Genomic DNA, 19,283 nt, shown 5'->3' on the forward strand with positions numbered 1-19,283 from the left:
AATCAAAAACCCACTTCCTGAGAATACGATACGCGATTACACGGAAATGGCGCAAAGTACATACCCTTGTTCAGCCCTGTGTACGGTATGTGTACGGTCTGTAGAAAATACTATTTTGATAGCTATCTGTGTAGGCTTGCTATACGCCAGACCCCTATTTCATTCATAAGATTGGGCTCTACATCCAGGGCTCAGTTCGCCACCGTAAACCGCTTGCGCACATGCCGGGGCGTTTCGATCTCGTCCACCATGGCCACGGCCAGGTCGGCCACGCTGATACCTGCGGGGGCCTCGCCCACGCCGGGCAGCAAGGTGTCGGCACCCACGCGGTACTGGCCGGTGCGTGTACCGGGGGCCAGAGCGATGGGGGGCGAGAGAAAGGTCCAGTCCAGCGTGGTTTCACCCTGCATGCGGTTGAGCAGCTCGCGGGCGGCCAGCGCGCCTTGCTTGTAATCGGCAGGAAACGGCGGCGTGTCCACCAGTTGCACGCCGGGGGCCACAAACAGGCTGCCCGCACCACCCACTACCAGCACGCGCTTGCCGCCTGCCTGTTTGATGCCGTCCAGAATCGCTTGGCTGCCTTGCAGGAACAGGTCGTGGATCTGCGGCTCGGTCCAGCCGGGGTTGTAGGCGCTGATGACGGCATCGGCACCGGCCACGGCCTTGGCCACCTGCGCGGCATCCAGCACGTCGGCGGCCACCACGGTCAGGCCGGGCTGGGCGGTGAACTTGACCGGGTTGCGAGCCAGTGCGGTGACCTGGTGACCCCGGGCTAGCAGTTCGGCAAGGACTGCGCTGCCTACGAAGCCGGTACCGCCGATGAGTGCGATTTTCATTTTGAATTCCTAGTGTGTAAAAGAAGAACGCCAGTGTCTGCGCTTCACGAAGCTCTGACTAGATGGTTAAATCCGCCAATACTTTGAAGCGTAGCTAATGAATAACACGACCGACCAGCTCAAACGGATGGCCATCTTTGCCGAGGTGGTAGCGGCAGGCTCGCTCACCGCGGCGGCGCGGCAGCTCGGCATGACCCCGTCGGCCGTCAGCCAGCACCTGCGCCAGTTGGAAAAGTCGCTGGGCTTGGCGCTGCTGCACCGCTCCACCCGCAAACTAACGTTAACGGAGGCCGGAGCCCGCTACCACGTGGGCTGCGCGGCCATGGTGGCGGCAGCGCGCGCAGCCGAGTCGGCACTGGCGCTGTTGCGCGACGAGCCCGAGGGCGAGCTGCGCCTGGCCGCGCCCATCGGCTTTGCCAGCCTGCTGGCCGTGGCCCTGCAGCCGCTGCGCAGCTACCCCCAACTGACGCTGCGCCTGCTGCTGGACGACGCGGTGGTCGATCTGATCGAGGCCCGTGTAGACATTGCGCTGCGTGTCGGCAGCCTGGCCAACTCCAGCCTGGTGGCGCGCAAGCTGGGCAGCATGGAGCGCAAGCTCTGCGCCGCACCCAGCTACCTGGCCGAGCACGGCTGGCCCACCCAGCCGCACGACCTGCTGCAGCACGCCTGGCTGGGCAGCGGCTCGGCCCACACCACATTCGACACGCTGGAGCTGATGGGTCCGGGCGGCGCACAGCAGACGGTGCAGCTCGAAGGCCGGGTGCAGGCCACCCAGGTGTCGGCCCTGCACGCGCTGTGCCTGGCCGGTTGGGGCATTTGCACCGCGGTGCGGACGGAGGACTTCCAGGCCCTGGCCGATGGCCGCCTGGTGCCAGTGCTGCCCGACTGGCACATGGCCGACCTGCCGGTCTACGCCATCACCCCGCGGCGCGGCGAGCAACCGGCCAAGGTGCGGCATGCACTGGACATGTTGGGCCGCTTTTTCGCCGGTAACTTTCAGCGCCTGGCCATGGCGTGAATTCCTGTTTTGATAGCTGCTAGCGCAAGCGATATATGGGCTAGAGGCCTATTTCATGCTGGTATGCAAAGCGGGGTTGCTTGGCTGCTACCTACTGTGCAACACCCGTCACCCAGGCTTTGCGCACCAGCCGCCCACAGTCCACCGAATCCACCCCTGCACCGCTGGAGGCCTGCCGGGCCAGCACGCCGTAGTAGGTTTTGCTGGCATCGATCCAGGGATAGAAGCCAAACGCACCGGCACTGCTGAACGCGCCGTCCCCCACAACGGGGTCGTCCTCCACCCAGTGGCCGATAGAGTAATGCCAGCTCTCGGTGCTTGGCACTGGCGTGCCCAGCGCCTGGCTGCAGGTCAGGGGATTGGTGCACACCGGGTGCGTACCCAATAGCGCTCCCATGCGCAACTGGCCGCCGATCAGCTTGCGCAGCACACGGGCGTAGTCGGCCGCCGTGGTGTAGCCCCCGCCCGCCGGTTGCGGCTGGCTGAAGGCCAGGGCCACATCGGTGCCTAGGCGCGAACGCAGCTCGGTGGCCAGAGCGGCGTTGTCCATCGCCCCCAGGCCGTTCAGGCTGGCATGCTTTTGCATATGGCCGCCGCCGTACTGAAATTTGCCCACATCGGCAGCCGTGAATACGCTATTGCTGCCCTGGGCCAGGCAGCTATCGACCGTCTGGCTTTGCAGGCAGATGCCAAAACTGTCGTAGCCACTGCGAAAGTTTAAAAACTGGATGTCGTCTGCCGTCAATATCCCCGCACGCACTTCGGCAATGTAGCTGGCGTACAGCCATTTGCTGGCCGATGCAATCGGCATGGCGGTGCTGTCGGTGTAGACCGTGCTGCCGCTGGCAGCGTTGACAGATCCGGAGACCTTGGCCGCCGACACATCGCCAATTTCCCAGTAGAACGGGTGGATGGCGGCACAGGCATTGCTGCTGCTCTGGGCCGTGGTGGTGGCGGCCTGTGCGCGCTTCGTGTCGCTAAGACCACTGGGCGCGGGAATCGGTGCGGCCGGGCTATCGCCCCCACCGCCGCCACATGCCGCGAACAACGTGACAGCCGCCAGCACCCACAAACGCGGGACAGAGACAAAAATCCGGGCGATGTGCATGGGGCGCTCCAACTGTAGTGGTACGAAAATTCTAACCAGCCACGGCATTCCCCAGGCATCTTTGCAAAGACCGGCCCAACTCCTGTTTTGATAGCTGCCAGCGCAGTTTCCGCCTGCGCTAGAGCCCTATTTCATGCTCAATGGTCATCGTGCAGGTAAGTGGCCTGGCGTGGCAATAACAGGCTGACTGCAAAAGCCAGCACCATCATGCCGGTGACGTACCAGTAGAAAGACGACTCGTAGCCAATGGACTTCAGGCCCAGGGCCACGTACTCGGCGCTGCCGCCAAAGATGGCATTGCCCACCGCGTACGACAGGCCCACGCCGAGCGCGCGCACTTCGGGCGGGAACATCTCGGCCTTCACGATGCCACCCACCGAGGTATAAAAGCTCACAACCGCCAGGGCGAGGGTGATCAGCACGCCCGCCAGCAGCGGGCTGGTCACGCTTTGCAACGTAGTCATGATGGGCACCACCATCAGCGTGCCCAGGCCGCCGAACAGCAGCATGTTGTTGCGCCGCCCGATGCGGTCCGACAAGGCGCCAAACACCGGCTGCATGCACATGTAGAGAAACAGGCAGGCGGTCATCACATTGCTGGCGGTCTTGATCGACATGCCGGCCGAGTTCACCAGGTACTTTTGCATGTAGGTGGTGAAGGTGTAGAAGATCAGCGAACCGCCTGCGGTGTAGCCCAGCACCACCAGCAGTGCACGCTTGTGGTTCTTGACCAGCTCGGCCACGCTGCCTGCGCCCTTGGCGCTGCGGGTTTGCGCCGTGGTGGTCTCGTGCAGGGTGCGGCGCAGCATGAGTGCCACCACCGCGGTGCAAGCGCCCAGCACGAAGGGGATGCGCCAGCCCCAGCTTTTCAGCTCGGCTTCGTCCAGAAACTGCTGCAACACCACCACCACCAGCACCGCCAGCAGTTGCCCGCCGATCAGCGTGACGTACTGGAAGGACGAGAAAAACCCGCGCTGGCCGCGCATCGCCACCTCGCTCATGTAGGTGGCGGTGGTGCCGTACTCGCCGCCCACCGACAAGCCTTGCAGCAGCCGCGCCGTCAGCAGCAGCACCGGCGCCATGGCCCCGATGCTGGCGTAGGTGGGCAGGCAGGCGATGAGCAGGGAGCCCGCGCACATCATCATCACCGACACCACCATCGAGGTCTTGCGGCCCTTGCGGTCGGCCAGGCGGCCAAACAGCCAGCCGCCGATGGGGCGCATCAAAAAGCCCGCGGCAAACACCCCGGCGGTGTTGAGCAACTGGGCCGTGGGGTCGGACTTGGGGAAGAACGCCGGCGCAAAGTAGATGGCGCAAAACGCGTAGATGTAGAAGTCAAACCATTCCACCAGGTTGCCAGACGAGGCGGCGACGATGGCGAAGATGCGTTTGCGCTTTTCTTCGAAGGTGTAGGGCGTGGCGGAAGGAATGGGGATGGCGCTCATGGAAAGTGTCCTTGTCTCCGGCTACGGCCCGCCGCACGGGGCCGTTTGAACCTATACGGCTAAGTGTGCACCTACCGTGCAAAGCTGTCGTCCGTAGCAATCCGCGGGGCCTGCTGCGTAGCTCTACGCAGGGGTAACTACCTAGAGCGCGTTTTCCCGCAAGAAGCGCTCCAGCTCATGGCTGTTCGACAGGTCCAGCTTGGCGAACACGTGGGCGCGGTGCGTCTCCACCGTGCGCAGCTCCAGCGGGGCCAGGTCCTGGGCAATGCGCTTGTTGGGCTTGCCCTCGGCCACCAGCCGAGCCACCTGCATCTCGCGCGGGGTCAACTTGGCCCACAGCGCCTGGGCCGCCTGCCGGGCCTCTAGCTGCGCGGCAATGCTGGCAGACTGGTCCAGCGCCTGGGCGATGGTGGCCAGCAGGCGCACATCGTTGCAGGGCTTTTCCAGCCAGCCGAAGGCACCGTTTTGCACCGCCTCCACCGCCATGGGAATGTCGCCGTGGCCCGACAAAAACAGCACCACCAGCGGGCTGCCCTGCGCCCGCAGCGCCTCGAACACCTGCAGCCCGCTCATGCCGCCCAGGCGCAGGTCCAGGATGGCACAGCCCGGCCGCTGCACATCGGCCCCGGCCAGAAAAGCCTCGCCCGAAGCAAAAGCCTGCACCGCATGGCCGCGCGACAGCAGCAGCAGGCCCAAAGAGCGGCGCACGGCTTCGTCGTCGTCTACGACGTAGAGGTTTAGGGGGCGAGGGTTGGGCTTCATGGGGTAGACAGTACGCAATAGAGTCTCTACAGACTAACTGAGATGCAGGCAAATAATGAAGCGGAAAAATTCGATTCACCGCTATGCAGCAGAAGTGCGGCCCAACATCGAAACTTCGCACTCCGAATGGAAAAGGGCCCTACACCTTTACCGCAGCCTCACCGGCCAATGGGTGGCCTCTCGGAATGCACTCCAACGTGAGCATCACGCCTTCCCAATCGTGCTCGCTTACCGCGTACAGAGGAATACGTCGTCCTTTCAGACCGTCATGAAATCGTTCCAATTGCGGAGGCGCCCTGAAGTAGTCGGCGGCCCTGTCTTGGGCTTCTTTCACAGTGGAGAAGAAAACTGTCTTGATTATTTTTTGGACTGTAAGTTCCTCTCCAAAGATGGCCACATCATCCAACTCACCGTTAAGAAATCGTTCAATGATGTACTCATCAACCACCGGAACGCCATCAGCCAATACACCCACATGTGTCGTTGTGCTTATGACCACCAACGGCACTACCTCAAAGTTAGCAGGCAACTCGAAACCACGCTTTTTCATATCGACCGCGAATTCAGAACGATGGTCAAGTAACGCCTGGCTCTTTCGACGGGCCTGTTCTGCCGCTCCCAGCACCGTTCGGCGATGCATGGCTATGGATTTCGCCTCTGTGGGCTCGAGAATGCACTTGGCCTCGGCCACAACAACGGTCGAGCCGATAACAAAAAGTAAATCGATTTGCTCCTTTCGGCCCTCGGTCGGCTTGAATGTGTAGTCATCTCTCAGGCACCACGCGCTTGCAGCCAAAATCGCCGATTCGGATATCGCCTGCTCAACTGACGAACGCAAATGAGCCTCGAACGCAGGTCCTCTCAAGGACAGGTCAAAGTCCAGCTGACGTAACCAGACATCAACCAATCGGCGCAAATTAGGTACAACTGCGGCCCCGAAGACCGGTGCCACTGTCGTCACGCCGACCGGCACCAATGGCTGGGCCCAAATTTCTTGTCCGGTTTTTCCTCGGAAGGTCAGAAATTCAACGATGCTCATGGTTTGTGAGCGCGTAGCCCCTGTGGCTGACGAAATCGCATCCGCGAGGGCCAAAATTTGCAGCACAGGAGCATATTGGGGTAGCCAAACGTGCGTTGGGGTGTCCGTCCCATTGCCCTCAACATGCGTCTTTGCAACCGTGTCCATCAAAAGTTTTGCAGCTTGCATCATCACGCCCCACGCCTTGAGAAGCACCTCAACTGAAAGCCCCCCAAGTGGGGCGCGAGGCTCGCCGAGAATTTCGGCATAGTACGGCTCCGCGGCTAGTGAGCGCGCGACCGCAATACTCTCCTGCACATCGCTCAGCCCTGAAGGCTTGGCGAACTTGAGGCGCTGGCTCTTACCCTGCCGTCCAATTGCCACGACCTCGCGCTCTTGCGGAATGCGACCGCTTGCGACCATCGTCCGGTAGTACCTTTTGGAGGTCAAAGTAAAACCGAGGGAAAGTGACAACCGTCGCGCTAATCCCATGCTGTGCGCACGGTTCACGTCCATATCTGTAGGAATAAACGCGTTGAAACCCCTTACGCTGACCAATTGATAGTCGTTCCAAAGACAATCGTCCCACAAGTCCTCAGCATGGCGATAGAAGACACCGAGATTCAACTCCAGTGAGATATCGCCCCATTGCACCTTGTCCATTCGAGGGTTACCAGACAAGTCGGGAGACAGTTTCAGCGCGACACGCACAGGGACTTCGACACCGTCAATTGCACTTTCGACAATTTCACTGGGAGACCACTCGGTGCCTCCAGGTAGCGCCAACTTCACGGCAGCCAGCTCTTCAATTCGAAAACCATCAGGCTCTTGCTGTGCACGATGTGCGCCAAGTTCGGCAATCGCAGCCACGCTCCGTTCATTGGCCACAAGGTAGTTGTGGTTGGCAGCGGCAACAAAGGCACGCAGCTTGGTAGTTGGACTCAAGTCAGGTGAGCTAGAAAGCTTCAAGCGCGTACGAATGTTCACAAGCTTCTCATGGATGGCAACCCCCACTTGATACACATTCTTATCCTTCTCATCCGGCTCGAGACAGGCATCAAACGCCTTTCTCCAGTTGGTCGGCGTAAAAGCGCGTCGCAGTGGACCTGTCACCTTATCGGTTTGGACTTTATTAGAGAATTCACCCACGCTACTCCCCCATTTTTTAGTGAAAACGTATCCCTCGACGTTAGCCCATACTGAACCATCCCAGGATTCGTGAAGGCTGTTTGGTTTACGTCAGGCCACCACTGTAGTGGCCTGATTGGCTCACTTTGCCAAAGCCCGTCGAGAAGATCAAACCGCCCAAACAACCCTCACCCACAGACCTCCAGCTCCAGCGTAAACACCGTCCCCCCACCCGCCCGATCCGCAAACATAAACCGCCCCCGGTGGCTCTCCACAATGGTGCGGCAGATGTTCAGGCCCAGCCCCAGGCCGTCGGGCTTGGTAGTGAAAAACGGCGCAAACACCTGCTCGGCCAGTTCGGCGGGGATGCCGGGGCCGCGGTCGGCCACCTGGATGCGCAGGCGGCCATCGGCCAGGGCGGCGTCGATCTCCACCACCCGGCGCTCCAGCGGTGTGGCCTGCATGGCCTGCAGGGCGTTCAGCACCAGGTTCAGCAGCACCTGCTCCACCAGCACGCGGTCGCCGCGCACGGGGGGAAGGTCGGCGGGAATGCGCACCACGGCGCGGGCCTGCTGCTGGCGCATTTCGCCCTGCAGCAGGGCCAGCACATTGGCGACCAGCGCATGGACTGCGCAGTCCTCCTGCCCGGCGGTGCGCTGGCGTACAAAGCCGCGGATGCGGCGCACGATTTCGGCGGCGCGCTGGGCCTGGGCGGCGGTTTCATCCAGGCTGCTGGCCAGCAGCTCTTGCTGGCCTTGTTCCGCAAAGGCCTTGGCGGCGCTAGCGAAGTTGCTCAGTGCGGCCAGCGGCTGGTTCAGCTCGTGGGCCAGGGTGGAGGCCATCTCCCCCAGGCTGGCCAGGCGCTGGGCGTGCTGCAGTTGCTCGTCGTGCTGGCGCTGGCGCAGGGCGCTGCGTTTTTGCTCGGTGATGTCCACCACCGTGCTCATCCAGCCGCTGTGCTGGCTCTGGGCATTAATGAGCCGGGCGGTGTAGACCATGGTGAGCACGTCGTGCCCGTCGCGGTGGCGCACGCGCGATTCGAAGCCCGACAGCGCGGCCTGGCCATTCATGGTCGCGTCATTGTTGTGCCAGTGCTGCTCCACGTCGTCCGGGTGCCAGTAGGGGTACGGCGGCAGGCGGCCCAGCAGCTCGTCGGCGCGGTAGCCGGTCATGGCGCACAGGGCGGGGTTGACGTAGATGATGTGGCCGTCGAGGTCGCGGGCACGCATGCCCACCACCAGCGAGTCTTCCATGGCTTTGCGAAAGGCGTGGGCATCGTCGAGCTCGGCGGTGCGTTCGCGCACCCGCACTTCCAGCTGGCGGCGGGCATCGCGCTGCTCGGCAAAGCGGCGCTCGCGCAGTTGCCAGTACATCGCCCCCAGCAGCAGCAGTCCCGCACCCAGCAGGCCCAGCATCCAGGTGCGTTGGCGGGCCCGGGTGACTGCTGCGTAGTCGGCCATCACGGTGAGGGTCCAGCCCAGGTCGGGCAGGGCTTCGTCCACGGCCAGAAACTGGCGCGGCTTGCCGTCGATGCGGGTTTGGACGAGGTAGCCGGGGGTATCCGTCGTATTGGCCGTATTGTCCGTGCGGTCCAGCGCCCAGGGCAGCAGCGGGAAACTGTGGTGCGTGCCGTACTGCTGGTGGCTCAGCACCCAGTCCAGGTCGTCGCCCGCCACGGCGCGGGTGGCCTGGTACAGCCAGGGCAGCACCGAGCCCAGAAACACGATGCCGCGCGCATCGGCCAGCAAAATCGGGTCGCGCACAAAGCCCCAAGCCTCCTGGATCTGCCGCAGGCTGACCTTAACCGTAACCACACCGACCACCGCTCCGCCCTGGCGCACCGGTGCCGACAAAAACAGCCCCGGCTCGCCGGTGGTCTGGCCCACGCCGTAAAACTGGCCGTTGCGGCCCGCCAGCGCATCGCTGAAATACGGGCGGTTGGCATACGACTGGCCGACAAAGCTCTGCGCCGTGTTCCAGTTGCTGGCCACCAGGGTGCTGCCTTGCGGGTTGATCAGATACAGCGCGTCCGAGCCCGCCTGGCGGTTCACCTCTTCGATGTAGTGGTTGGCGCGCTGCAGCACGGCGGGGTCGTGCGGCTGCGCCAGCGCGACCAGCACGTCGGGGTGCTGGGCCACCGTGAACGGCAGGTAGCTGTATTTGGCCGCCGCGCCGCGCAGAGCCAGGGCATGGACCTCGATGGCGCGGTGGATGCTGTCGGCCTGGAAGCTGGCCTCGCGCCGCGCCGACCACTGCCCGGCTGCCGCGATCAGCAGCAAAGCCAGCAGCGCGGTTGCGGGCCAGAGCCACAGCGCGCGGCGGGAAGACAGGGTTTTGGACATGGAGACAGGCGGCTCAAGCAAGAAGAAGTGCCAAAACATTTTGCATGAGCGGCGGGCGACAAGCCGGGAGACCAGCCGACGATGGGCGCATCAAAAAGCCCGCTACCGCGCCCGCAGCCTGCAAATGCCCTGCTTAGCGCAAAAACGTATTGCGCAATGCGGGTTTATGGCTTCTGATTGGATTGCTTTTTTTCAATGTTCGAGCTGAAAGATCTTATGCGCACCACCGCCCCCATGAAAATATCCACCCGCCTGTTTATTGGTTTCGGTGCGCTGTTTGCCGTTCTCATCAGCGTAGTGGTGATCGCGCTGTGGGGCATGGGCGTAATGCGGGCTTCTACCCTGGAAATCAACGCGAACTGGTTGCCCAGCGTGGAGCACGTCAACCAGATGAACACCGGCACCTCGGACTTTCGCAATGCCGAATTCGAACACATACTCAACACCGACGACGCGGTGATGGGCAACATCGAGAAGACGATGGACAAGGTGCTGGCCGACTTTGAGGAGGACAACCAGGCCTACACCAAGCTCATCAGCAGCGCATCAGAGCAAAAACTCTACGACTCTTTCACCGCGGACTGGAAGCAGTACCTGAAAATCCACAGCGAAATTTTGGCCCTTTCCCGGAAAAACGAAAACGACAAGGCCAAGTCACTAATGGACGGCCCGTCCAAGAAGTTGTTTGACAGCTCCAGCGCCACGCTGCTCAAGTTGGTGAATCTGAACCACGACGGGGCCATCGCCGAAGGAGTCAACAGCGACAGCTCTTACGCCAATGCACGCAATACCTTGGTTGGTGTGTCCATTGCGGGTGCCGTGTTGAGCTTGGTGATGGTGCTGTGGTTGGCGCGCGGCATCACCCGCGAGCTGGGCGGCGAGCCGTCTGATGTGGCGCATATGGCCAACGCGATTGCAGATGCCGACTTGGGCTTGGCTATCCGGGTCAAAGCGGGCGACGGCAGCAGCATCGTGGCTGCGATGGCCCGTATGCAAAACGCGCTCAGCGGCATCGTGACCACCGTGCGCTCCAGTTCAGAAAACGTGGCCACGGCCAGCACACAGATTGCACAAGGCAACGAAAGCTTGAGCCAGCGCACCGAAGAACAGGCCAGTGCCTTGCAGCAGACCGCCGCAACCATGTACGAACTGGGTTCCACCGTACGCAAAACGGCCGACCATGCACAGCAGGCGAACCAGCTGGCGCGCAGCGCTGCAGACTTGGCCAGCCAGGGTGGCGTGGTGGTGGACCAGATGGTGGGCACGATGAAGGCCATCGACGGCACAGCCAGAAAAGTGGCTGACATCATCGGCGTAATCGACGGCATCGCTTTCCAGACCAATATCCTGGCGCTGAACGCCGCGGTGGAAGCGGCCCGTGCGGGCGAACAGGGACGTGGCTTTGCGGTGGTGGCCAGCGAAGTGCGCAGCCTGGCACAGCGTAGCGCCGGGGCAGCCAAAGAAATCAAGCTTTTGATTGGCGGCAGCGTCGAGCAGGTTGAACACGGCACGGCGCTGGTCGACCGCGCCGGGCAAACCATGAACGACATCGTGGGCGCGATCCGGCGTGTATCGGACATCGTGGCCGAAATAAGTGTTGCCACCAAGGAACAGAGCACCGGTGTCGGTCAGGTGGGCGAGGCGGTATCACAAATGGACCTGGTGACACAGCAAAACGCCGCGTTGGTGGAACAGAGTGCCGCGGCTGCCGATAGCCTCAGAGGGCAGGCGCTGCAACTGGTTCAGGCGGTCGCGGTGTTCAAGCTGGCACAGATTGCAGGGACGTAGCCGCTACGGTGGCGCTCCCCGCCTTACAGAAGCACGCGCAAATGGTGTCGATCCTTGCAAAAAAGTAGCGCTTTACTGCATTTTCGTATGCGAAATTTTTGCGTTTTAACAGGCTGAGACACCCCTAAATTCGCTATTATTTATATAGCTACTAACGCATACAAAGCATGGGCCAGAGGCCTAAATTACTTTAAACTCTGTAGACTACCGCGGCATGACCGCAGCCGTGCGCCACGGTAAGATCACGCCGGGTTTTCCGGGGCGGCCCGCACGCCACACCATCTCGACACACAACAAGAGGCACCAACACACCATGCCAGACATCCGCATTGCCATCGTTGGCGAATCCCTGATCGATTTCACCGCCACCAGCGGCCTCAACTTCGAAGGCCACGAAGGCGGCGCGCCCACCAACAGCGCCATCGCCACCGCCCGTCTGGGCCAGGCCATCGGCTTCATCAGCCAGCTCTCGACCGACCTGTTTGGCGAACGCCTGCTCAAGCACCTGGAAGGCAACGGCGTGGACACGCGCTGGGTGCTGCGCAGCGATGCCCCCAGCACCCTGGCCTTTGTGGAGCGCACCCCGCTGACCAACCGCTACGCCTTCTACACCCAGGGCACGGCCGACACCCAGTGGAACCCCGCCACCCTGCCCGCCCTGCCTGACAGCTGCCGCTTTCTGCAGTTTGGCTCCATCGCCCTGCTGCACGAGCCTGCCGCCAGCCGCATCATCGACCTGGTGCAGGCCCAGCAAGGTCAACGCATCGTCTTGTTTGACCCCAATGTGCGCCTGAGCCTGATCAAGGACCTGCCCGCCTTCCGCGCCAACATCTACCGCTGGTCGGCCTACAGCAACCTGGTGAAGTTCAGCGACGAAGATGCCGCCGCGCTGGCTCCGGGCCTAAGCCTAGCCGAGGTGGCTGCCAGCTTCATGGCCAGCGACATCGGCCCGCGCGCCGTGGTCATCACCCGGGGGGGCGACGGTGCCACGCTGTTCCGCCGCGGCCATGCGCCGCTGGAAATCACCGCACCCAAAATCACCGTGGCCGACACCATCGGCGCGGGCGACACCTTTGACGCGGGCCTGACCGTCGGCCTGCTGGAGCAGGGCGTGGAGCAGGTGGCCCAGCTAGACACTTTGCCCGATGCCGCCTGGCTGGCCGTGCTGCGCTTTGCCGCCCAGGCAGCCGCCATCAACTGCACCCGCGAAGGCGCCAACCCGCCCACCCGCGCCGAGCTGCAGGTGGCGCTGGACGCACAGGCATAACGCCATGGCCGCTTTCCACCTGTATCTCGACAGTGCCGACCTGGCCGACCTGCGCACCTGCCTGCCGCACCCTGCCGTGCATGGCATCACCACCAACCCCACGCTGCTGCGCCGCGCGGGCATCACCCGGAGCACGCTGCCCCAGTTGCTGCATACGGCCATCAAACTCGGGGCCCGGCAGGTGCAGGCCCAGGTGCATGCCGCGGACACCGACGGCATACTGGCCGATGCCGAGGCACTGGTACGTGAATTCAACCCCGGCCAACTGGTCGTGAAGATCCCCGCCACCCGCGACGGCCTGCGCGCCGGGGCCGAGCTAAGTGCCGGGGGCATCCCCGTCACCTACACCGCTGTGTATGCGCCCGAGCAGGCCCACTTTGCCGGGCAACTGGGTGCCGCCTACGCCGCGCCCTACCTGGGCCGGTTAGAAGATTCTGGCGTGGATGGCCTGGCCCTGATAGGCCAGATGCAGTCGCTTTTGGCCGGCACCTCAACCCGTCTGTTGGTGGCCAGCATCCGCTCGCGGGCCGCTTACCTGGCGCTGCTGCACCTGGGCGTGGACGCCATCACCATTCCGCCCAAGCTGTTCACCGAGCTGTTCGACCACACGGCTACCCTGGATGCCGAGCGGGGTTTTCTGGCGGATGCGGCCGCACTCGGCGGCTAATTGAAGCGGCCTTCGCTGCGCAGGCGTTGGCCGATTTGCTGTATGCCCACCTGCCCTTGCTGCAGCGCCTCATGGCTGGTGTGCACCGAGTAGCGGCCTAGCACCAGTTCGTGCGGATGCGGCACCGCTGAGCCCAGTACGAAGACGCAATCGGTTGCGGCCTGGAAATCAATGGCCGCCTCGGATGCCTCGAACACGGCCAACTCGCCCTGGCGCAGAAGCTCCGGCGCGTGCAAATCCCCCTCGCCCAGCGCCGCCCAGGCCACGGTATGCCCGGCGGGCGGCTGGTAGCGCCAGCGTTCACAGGCTTTTAACCGAACGGACAGGTAGTTGATGGAGGCCGGTGCGGGAATGGCGCTGCGGGCCGTGCCGTACTGGCCCAGCAGCACCTGCGCGGGCCCGTCCTGCGCCACCTCTTCAGGGGCCAAAAAGGTGCTGAACGCCGGGGCCAATTCGAGGGCGGGCGGCAGCGCCACCCAGAGTTGGAAACCGCGCAGGTGGTCGGACCCACCGGACCCACCTGCGTGCCAGGCACCGCCACCAGCCTGCATCCATTCCACGCCGCCCTCGGCCAGTACGCCCTGGCGCCCGGAGGTGTCTTCAAACCCCATGTCGCCCTGCAGGCTCCACGACAAGGTGGCAATGCCGGAATGCGGATGCAAGCCAAAGCCCTGAAAGGCGCTGGCATCGGCATCGAACAGGTCCAGAAAAACGAACGGTTTAAGGTGCTCGCCCAGATCGGACGGGCTCATCAGCCGGGTGATGGGCCCGTGCTGCTGGCCGCGCGTGCGGTACACGGTACGGCGGGTGGAAACGGTCACTTCCTCGGGTGGGGGTGTGGCTACGGCATGCATGGTGTGGTTCCTGAAAAAACGGGGAACAGCCCCTGTGCCACGAGCTTACCCACACCTGAATACGGCGACTAGCCGGTAGAATTGGTTTTCACCCATCCAAAATAAAGAGTAATGGCATGCTGGACCTGAATGACATCGCGCTGTTTGTGCAGGTGGTGGAAGCGGGCAGTTTCGCTGCCGCTGCCCGGCGGCTGGCCCTGCCCGCCAACACCGTGAGCCGCCGGGTGCAAGACCTGGAACAGCACCTGGGCGTGCGCTTGCTGCAGCGCTCCACCCGCAAGCTGACATTGACCGATGCCGGGCGCAGCTTCCATGCAGGCAGTGCCGATCCCGTACAGGCCCTGGCCCAGGCCGCCCAAGCGCTCAGCGATACCAGCCAGTTGCCCAGCGGCACCGTGCGCGTGGCCGCCCCGGCCGACTTTTTCAACTGGTTCCAGATGGACTGGGTTGCCGAATTTCTAGCGGCCCACCCGCGGGTGCGCATCGAGTGGGTGCTGAGCGACGCGCGGGCCGACCTGATCGCCGACGGCATTGATGTGGCGCTGCGCACCGGCAACTTGGGGGATTCCAGCCTGGTGGCACGCCAGATCGGTACCAGCAGCGCCCTGCTGGTGGCCAGCCCGGCGTATCTGGCGGCGCGGGGTACGCCGCAGCAGCTGGCAGATCTGCAGCACCACGACTGCATCACCCGCCATCCGGCCGCCAGCAAGAGCAGCTGGCGACTGCAGGGGCCGGACGGCAGCGTCGATGTCAACGTCCACGGTCGCTTGTGCGCCAACACCATGGACGCGGTGGTCAAAGCCACGCTGGCGGGTCTGGGCGTGTCGCTGATTCCTGCGCTGCTGGCCCAACCACTGCTGGCATCTGGCCAACTGCGGCACGTGCTGCCCGGCTACGGTGTACACGGCGTGGGCATCCACTGCGTCTACCCCAGCCGCCACCAGCTGCCGCGCGCCGTCAGCAGCTTCATTGCGTTTACGATGGACAAAATCCAGCACACCACCATGGCGGGTTAGCCGCCCTCTTCCACTTTCAGGATGCCTTATGACCGACCGCACCGTCTTCTTCATCTCCGATGGCACCGGCATCACCGCCGAGACTTTTGGCAACGCCATCCTGGCGCAGTTTTCCATGAAGCCGCGCCACGTGCGGCTGCCGTTTACCGACACGGTGGACAAGGCGCACCAGGCAGTGCGGCAGATCAACCACACGGCCGAGCTGGAGGGCAAGCGGCCCATCGTCTTCACCACGCTGGTAAACATGGACGTGCTCAAGGTGATTACCGAGAACTGCAAGGGCATGCTGCTGGACATGTTTGGCACCTTTGTGAACCCGCTGGAAGCCGAGCTGGGCATCAAGTCCAACCACCGCATTGGCCGCTTCAGCGACGTGAGCAAAAGCCAGGCCTACACCGACCGCATCGAGGCCATCAACTTCAGCCTGGAGCATGACGACGGCCAGACCCACCGCGACCTGGGCCAGGCGGATGTGATCCTGGTGGGCGTAAGCCGCAGCGGCAAAACCCCCACCGCCCTGTACCTCGCCATGCAGTACGGCCTGAAAGCGGCCAACTACCCGCTGATTCCCGAAGACTTTGAACGCCGCCAGCTCCCGCCCGCGCTGCTGGAGCACCGAAAGAAGATTTTTGGCCTGTCGATCCAGCCCGAGCGCCTGAGCGAGATCCGCAACGAGCGCCGCCCCAACTCCAAATATGCTGCACTGGAAAATTGCCGCATGGAGGTGAGCGAGGCCGAAGCCATGATGCGCCGCAGTGGCATCCGCTGGCTGTCCAGCACCACCAAGTCGATTGAAGAGATTGCGACCACCATCCTGCAGGAAATCAAGCCCGAACGGCTGGTGTACTAAAACGCAGCTGCCGTGCAGGCATGCACCTGGCCCCTCTTTGCCAGCTTCACCACCCGCACGTGCATGCCTGCCTGCAGGCCTTGCAGCTACAGCACTACACTTTCAATAGCTGCTAGCGCTTACCTTGCTTGGGCTAGCGGCACCTGGGATGCATATTAAGAACTTGGCCGTTGAGAGGACCCCTTCATGCTTGTCCACTTCTCGTTACGCCAATGGCTGACCATTCCCTACGTCGCACTGGTGCTGGGTGTGGCCACGTTGGTAGGCGCCTTGTCTTACCAAACGGGTAGCGAGGTGGTCGATACCCTGTCGAGCCACCTGCTGCTGGAAACCGTGGCACGCATCGAACAGGCGGTAGACCGGCATTTGCTGGGCTCGGCCGCGGTGCTGGAAACTGCTTTTCCCCACGGCCAGGGCACCACGGCCAACCTGCTGGACGACCAGGCCGCCCTGCGCGCCCGCTTCTGGGCTGCCACCGCGCTCTACACCGACCCGAACAACCACGTCTACTACGCCAACGTCGCCGGGCAGGTCGCCTCCTTGTACCGCCGAAGCCCCGACCTGGCCGATTGGGCCACCCGCAGCAGCCCCCTCGCCACGCGCCTGGTCTCCACCATACGCAGTATCGACGGCACTTTGATAGATACGCATAACGGCCAGGGGCCTACCGACCCGCGCTTGCGCCCCTGGTACACCCTGGCCGAAACCAGCACCACGCCCGTCTGGACAGCGGTTTACATCGACGCGCTGACCAACGAACTGGTGCTCACCCGGGCCAAACGCGTGCTGGACGGCCAAGGCCAAATGCAAGGCGTGGTGGCCACCGATGTGGCCCTGACCCGGCTGAATGCATTTGTGCGCACCCTGGCCCTCAGCGAACACGGGCTGGCCTTCATCATCGAGACCGAGGGCCAGCTCATCGCTTCGTCGCGCACCCCCAATATCCACTACGCCACCGACAAAGTGAGCACCCGGATCAACGCCAGCGCCAGCGGCGACCCATTGCAGGAGGCCGCCTACCGCGCTGTGCGTGGGCAGCTGCAAACCCATGCCGGGCCGCAAATGCCGGTGTCCATGCACGTCAGCGGCCCCGACGGCGTGGCGGTGCAATTGGCCTTCAGTCGGCTGCGCGACAACTCCGGACTGGACTGGCTGGTGGTGGTGGCCGTACCGCGCAGCGACTTCATGCGCGACCTGAGCGCCAACGTGGTTCGGACGGCCGCCATTGGTGCCAGTGCGGCCATCGCCGCCATCGCCCTGGGGCTGCTGATCCTGAACTGGCTGAGTGCCGATCTGCAGCACCTTACCGTGGCGGCCCGCCGTGTGGGCGAGGGCCGCCTGGACGCGGTGGTGGACGTGCAGGGCCGGGGCACCATTGGCGAGTTGGCACGTACTTTCCGCGAGATGCAGCTGCGCCTGCGCACCGATGCACTCACCGGCCTGCACAACCGCGAATGGCTGGTGCGCACCCTGGGCGACCGGCTGGACCGGGGCCGCCGCCAGGCCGACCAGCAGCCGTTTGCGGTGCTGTTCATCGACCTGAACAAGTTCAAGCACGTCAACGACACGCTGGGCCATGACGCGGGCGACCGGGTACTGGTGGCCACCGCCGAGCGCCTGCGCCAAGCCACCCGCAGCAGCGACACAGTGGCCCGCTACGCCGGAGACGAGTTCGTGGTGCTGCTGGACCCGGTGGCCGACCTGGCTATGGCCGAGCAGATCCGCGACAAGATCGACCAAGCCCTGCGCCAGCCCTTACCAGGTCTGGCGCCAGATACGTTTCAGGGTGCGTCCATCGGCGTAGCCCTCTTCCCCGGCACGGCGGTAGATGCTGAAGACCTGGTGCGCCTGGCCGATGCCGACATGTACCGGCGCAAAGGGTAAATTACATTTTTGATAGCTGCTTGTGCAGGCGGAATAAGCGCTAGAGACCCAAAAGACCCATAAAAAAAGGCCGGTTGTACCGGCCTTTTTCATCCTAACGCTAGCAATTAAGATTTGCCAAACTGCGCCTTGGCAGCGGCGATGCAGCTGTCTTTGGCGTTACCCGCCAAAGCATCGCACTTCTGGGCGGCAACCTTGTAGTCGGCATCGCGCTTTTCTTCGGCAGCGTCTTTTTTAGCTTCGCCGACTTTTTCAGTGGTACGGGCATCGGCCTTGGCCTTCACTTCAATGGCCTTGGCTTCCTTCACGCACACCGCCTTGTCATTACCTGCCTTGTCGTCGCACTTTTCCTTGGCCACGTCGTAGGCGGTTTCGGCACAAGCATTCGAAACTATCATGGGTGCGTGCCTAGCTAGAGTGAGGAAAAAAAATTTGCCCAATAAAAAACCCGCCGAAGCGGGTGTGCCAGTCGATGCTGAGGAATCAGAACTGCTTGCGCTTGCGGGCTACGGCTAGGCCAGCGAGACCGAGACCCACGAGGATAAGAGAGCCAGGCTCGGGTACGGTGTTAGCTTGTACATCGCCGGAAAGTGAAGCTAAACCAAACCACCAACTTTCCGACCCACCGGTGTTGTTGTTGAATTCCAGTGAATGCACGCCGTCAACCTGCAAGGCGAAGTTGACCACAGAGTTGGCTGCAGATTCTAAAGAGCCGTTTTCCAAGACGTCACCATTAATGCCGTAGGCAGTGTAGAACGAATTACCCCGACCCGAATCACGGAACCCCGCATTGTAAAAACTGAAAAGCAAATCATTTGCCACGCCATCAAAGGTGGCGCGGAGAATCGCGGCAGTTGGGTAAGTTCCGCCCGTGAGGCTGTTGGTCAGAAGACCGGTCCCGTCAGTGGTGGGGGTGCCGCTGATGGGTCCACCCACCATAGAGAAATTCACCGGGCCGACGCTGCTGACGGAAGTGCCGCGGGCGTACCCACTGAAATCAATACTGACCGCCGATGCCATAACGTTGGAACAAAGGGCAAAGGTTGCGATGACGGATACAAGAAGCTTGCGCATATATGTCTTTATTGATGTTAAAAAAGTAACCTTTATTACTGTAGCAAAATTAGGGCCACCTAAATTTGCCGTTGATTTATAAAGAAATATTTGAATTGTGTAAATATTGTGTAAATATTATCGACAATTTACGTGCGCCCATGCGCTGGCGTTTTAAGCTCACACGATGCGCTGCCTAAGCACTCGAAAACGATGTCTCGGCTCAGCAAGAGCATGCTGGGACGTG

The 19,283-nt window shown here is 62.5% G+C and carries 16 protein-coding genes; 7 read left to right on the forward strand and 9 right to left on the reverse strand.

Features of this window, described 5'->3' with window-relative positions:
* Window positions 1-191: 191 nt before the first annotated feature.
* Entirely contained in the window at window positions 192-836 is a 645-nt protein-coding gene (locus AC097L_RS19355; protein WP_479588350.1) for an NAD(P)-dependent oxidoreductase, read from the reverse strand.
* 97 nt (window positions 837-933) lie between these two features.
* On the opposite strand from AC097L_RS19355, the gene AC097L_RS19360 reads away from it, so the two are divergent.
* Window positions 934-1,854: a LysR family transcriptional regulator gene (locus AC097L_RS19360; RefSeq protein WP_479588351.1), complete on the forward strand. Its 921-nt coding sequence runs from the start codon at window positions 934-936 to the stop codon at window positions 1,852-1,854.
* Between the two features lie 91 nt (window positions 1,855-1,945).
* Here AC097L_RS19360 and AC097L_RS19365 read toward each other — a convergent pair whose 3' ends face one another.
* From AC097L_RS19365 to AC097L_RS19385, 5 genes are all read right to left on the reverse strand, one after another.
* Window positions 1,946-2,962: a serine hydrolase family protein gene (locus AC097L_RS19365; protein WP_479588352.1), complete on the reverse strand. Its 1,017-nt coding sequence runs from the start codon at window positions 2,960-2,962 to the stop codon at window positions 1,946-1,948.
* Between the two features lie 137 nt (window positions 2,963-3,099).
* Complete coding sequence (locus AC097L_RS19370; protein ID WP_479588353.1) at window positions 3,100-4,407, reverse strand: MFS family transporter; 1,308 nt, start codon at window positions 4,405-4,407, stop codon at window positions 3,100-3,102.
* 141 nt (window positions 4,408-4,548) lie between these two features.
* Window positions 4,549-5,169, reverse strand: coding sequence for a response regulator transcription factor (locus AC097L_RS19375; RefSeq protein WP_479588354.1), 621 nt, complete (start codon window positions 5,167-5,169; stop codon window positions 4,549-4,551).
* Between the two features lie 139 nt (window positions 5,170-5,308).
* Window positions 5,309-7,336: a hypothetical protein gene (locus AC097L_RS19380; protein ID WP_479588355.1), complete on the reverse strand. Its 2,028-nt coding sequence runs from the start codon at window positions 7,334-7,336 to the stop codon at window positions 5,309-5,311.
* 167 nt (window positions 7,337-7,503) lie between these two features.
* The gene (locus AC097L_RS19385) at window positions 7,504-9,657 is read right to left on the reverse strand and encodes an ATP-binding protein (RefSeq protein WP_479588356.1); all 2,154 of its coding nucleotides are present in this window, start codon (window positions 9,655-9,657) and stop codon (window positions 7,504-7,506) included.
* Between the two features lie 216 nt (window positions 9,658-9,873).
* Between AC097L_RS19385 and AC097L_RS19390 the strand changes: the two genes are divergently transcribed.
* The 3 genes from AC097L_RS19390 to AC097L_RS19400 all read left to right on the forward strand — a co-directional run bounded on the left by AC097L_RS19390 (window position 9,874) and on the right by AC097L_RS19400 (window position 13,379).
* On the forward strand, window positions 9,874-11,445 hold the full coding sequence (locus AC097L_RS19390; RefSeq protein ID WP_479588357.1) for a methyl-accepting chemotaxis protein: 1,572 nt from the start codon (window positions 9,874-9,876) through the stop codon (window positions 11,443-11,445).
* 322 nt (window positions 11,446-11,767) lie between these two features.
* On the forward strand, window positions 11,768-12,712 hold the full coding sequence (locus AC097L_RS19395) for a carbohydrate kinase family protein (protein WP_479588448.1): 945 nt from the start codon (window positions 11,768-11,770) through the stop codon (window positions 12,710-12,712).
* A gap of 4 nt (window positions 12,713-12,716) precedes the next feature.
* Window positions 12,717-13,379, forward strand: coding sequence for a transaldolase family protein (locus AC097L_RS19400; RefSeq protein WP_479588358.1), 663 nt, complete (start codon window positions 12,717-12,719; stop codon window positions 13,377-13,379).
* On the opposite strand, the gene AC097L_RS19405 is transcribed toward AC097L_RS19400, so the two are convergent.
* Complete coding sequence (locus tag AC097L_RS19405) at window positions 13,376-14,233, reverse strand: pirin family protein (protein WP_479588359.1); 858 nt, start codon at window positions 14,231-14,233, stop codon at window positions 13,376-13,378. The genes AC097L_RS19400 and AC097L_RS19405 overlap by 4 nt on opposite strands.
* Window positions 14,234-14,349: 116 nt before the next feature.
* On the opposite strand from AC097L_RS19405, the gene AC097L_RS19410 reads away from it, so the two are divergent.
* The 3 genes from AC097L_RS19410 (at window position 14,350) to AC097L_RS19420 (ending at window position 17,983) form a co-directional block, all read left to right on the forward strand.
* Complete coding sequence (locus AC097L_RS19410) at window positions 14,350-15,249, forward strand: LysR family transcriptional regulator (protein ID WP_479588360.1); 900 nt, start codon at window positions 14,350-14,352, stop codon at window positions 15,247-15,249.
* 28 nt (window positions 15,250-15,277) lie between these two features.
* Window positions 15,278-16,099, forward strand: coding sequence for a posphoenolpyruvate synthetase regulatory kinase/phosphorylase PpsR (gene ppsR, locus AC097L_RS19415; protein ID WP_479588361.1), 822 nt, complete (start codon window positions 15,278-15,280; stop codon window positions 16,097-16,099).
* 186 nt (window positions 16,100-16,285) lie between these two features.
* Window positions 16,286-17,983 carry a diguanylate cyclase domain-containing protein gene (locus AC097L_RS19420; RefSeq protein WP_479588362.1) on the forward strand — a complete coding sequence of 566 codons (1,698 nt, stop codon included), beginning with the start codon at window positions 16,286-16,288 and terminating at the stop codon, window positions 17,981-17,983.
* Window positions 17,984-18,090: 107 nt separating this feature from the next.
* On the opposite strand, the gene AC097L_RS19425 is transcribed toward AC097L_RS19420, so the two are convergent.
* Both AC097L_RS19425 and AC097L_RS19430 read right to left on the reverse strand, forming a co-directional pair.
* Window positions 18,091-18,381, reverse strand: a complete 291-nt coding sequence (locus AC097L_RS19425) for a hypothetical protein (protein WP_479588363.1) — start codon at window positions 18,379-18,381, stop codon at window positions 18,091-18,093.
* 85 nt (window positions 18,382-18,466) lie between these two features.
* Window positions 18,467-19,057 (reverse strand): PEP-CTERM sorting domain-containing protein, encoded by a 591-nt coding sequence (locus AC097L_RS19430; RefSeq protein WP_479588364.1) that lies wholly within the window; start codon window positions 19,055-19,057, stop codon window positions 18,467-18,469.
* Between the last annotated feature and the right edge of the window lie 226 nt (window positions 19,058-19,283).

This window comes from Rhodoferax sp. RT5P35, from assembly GCF_056521385.1.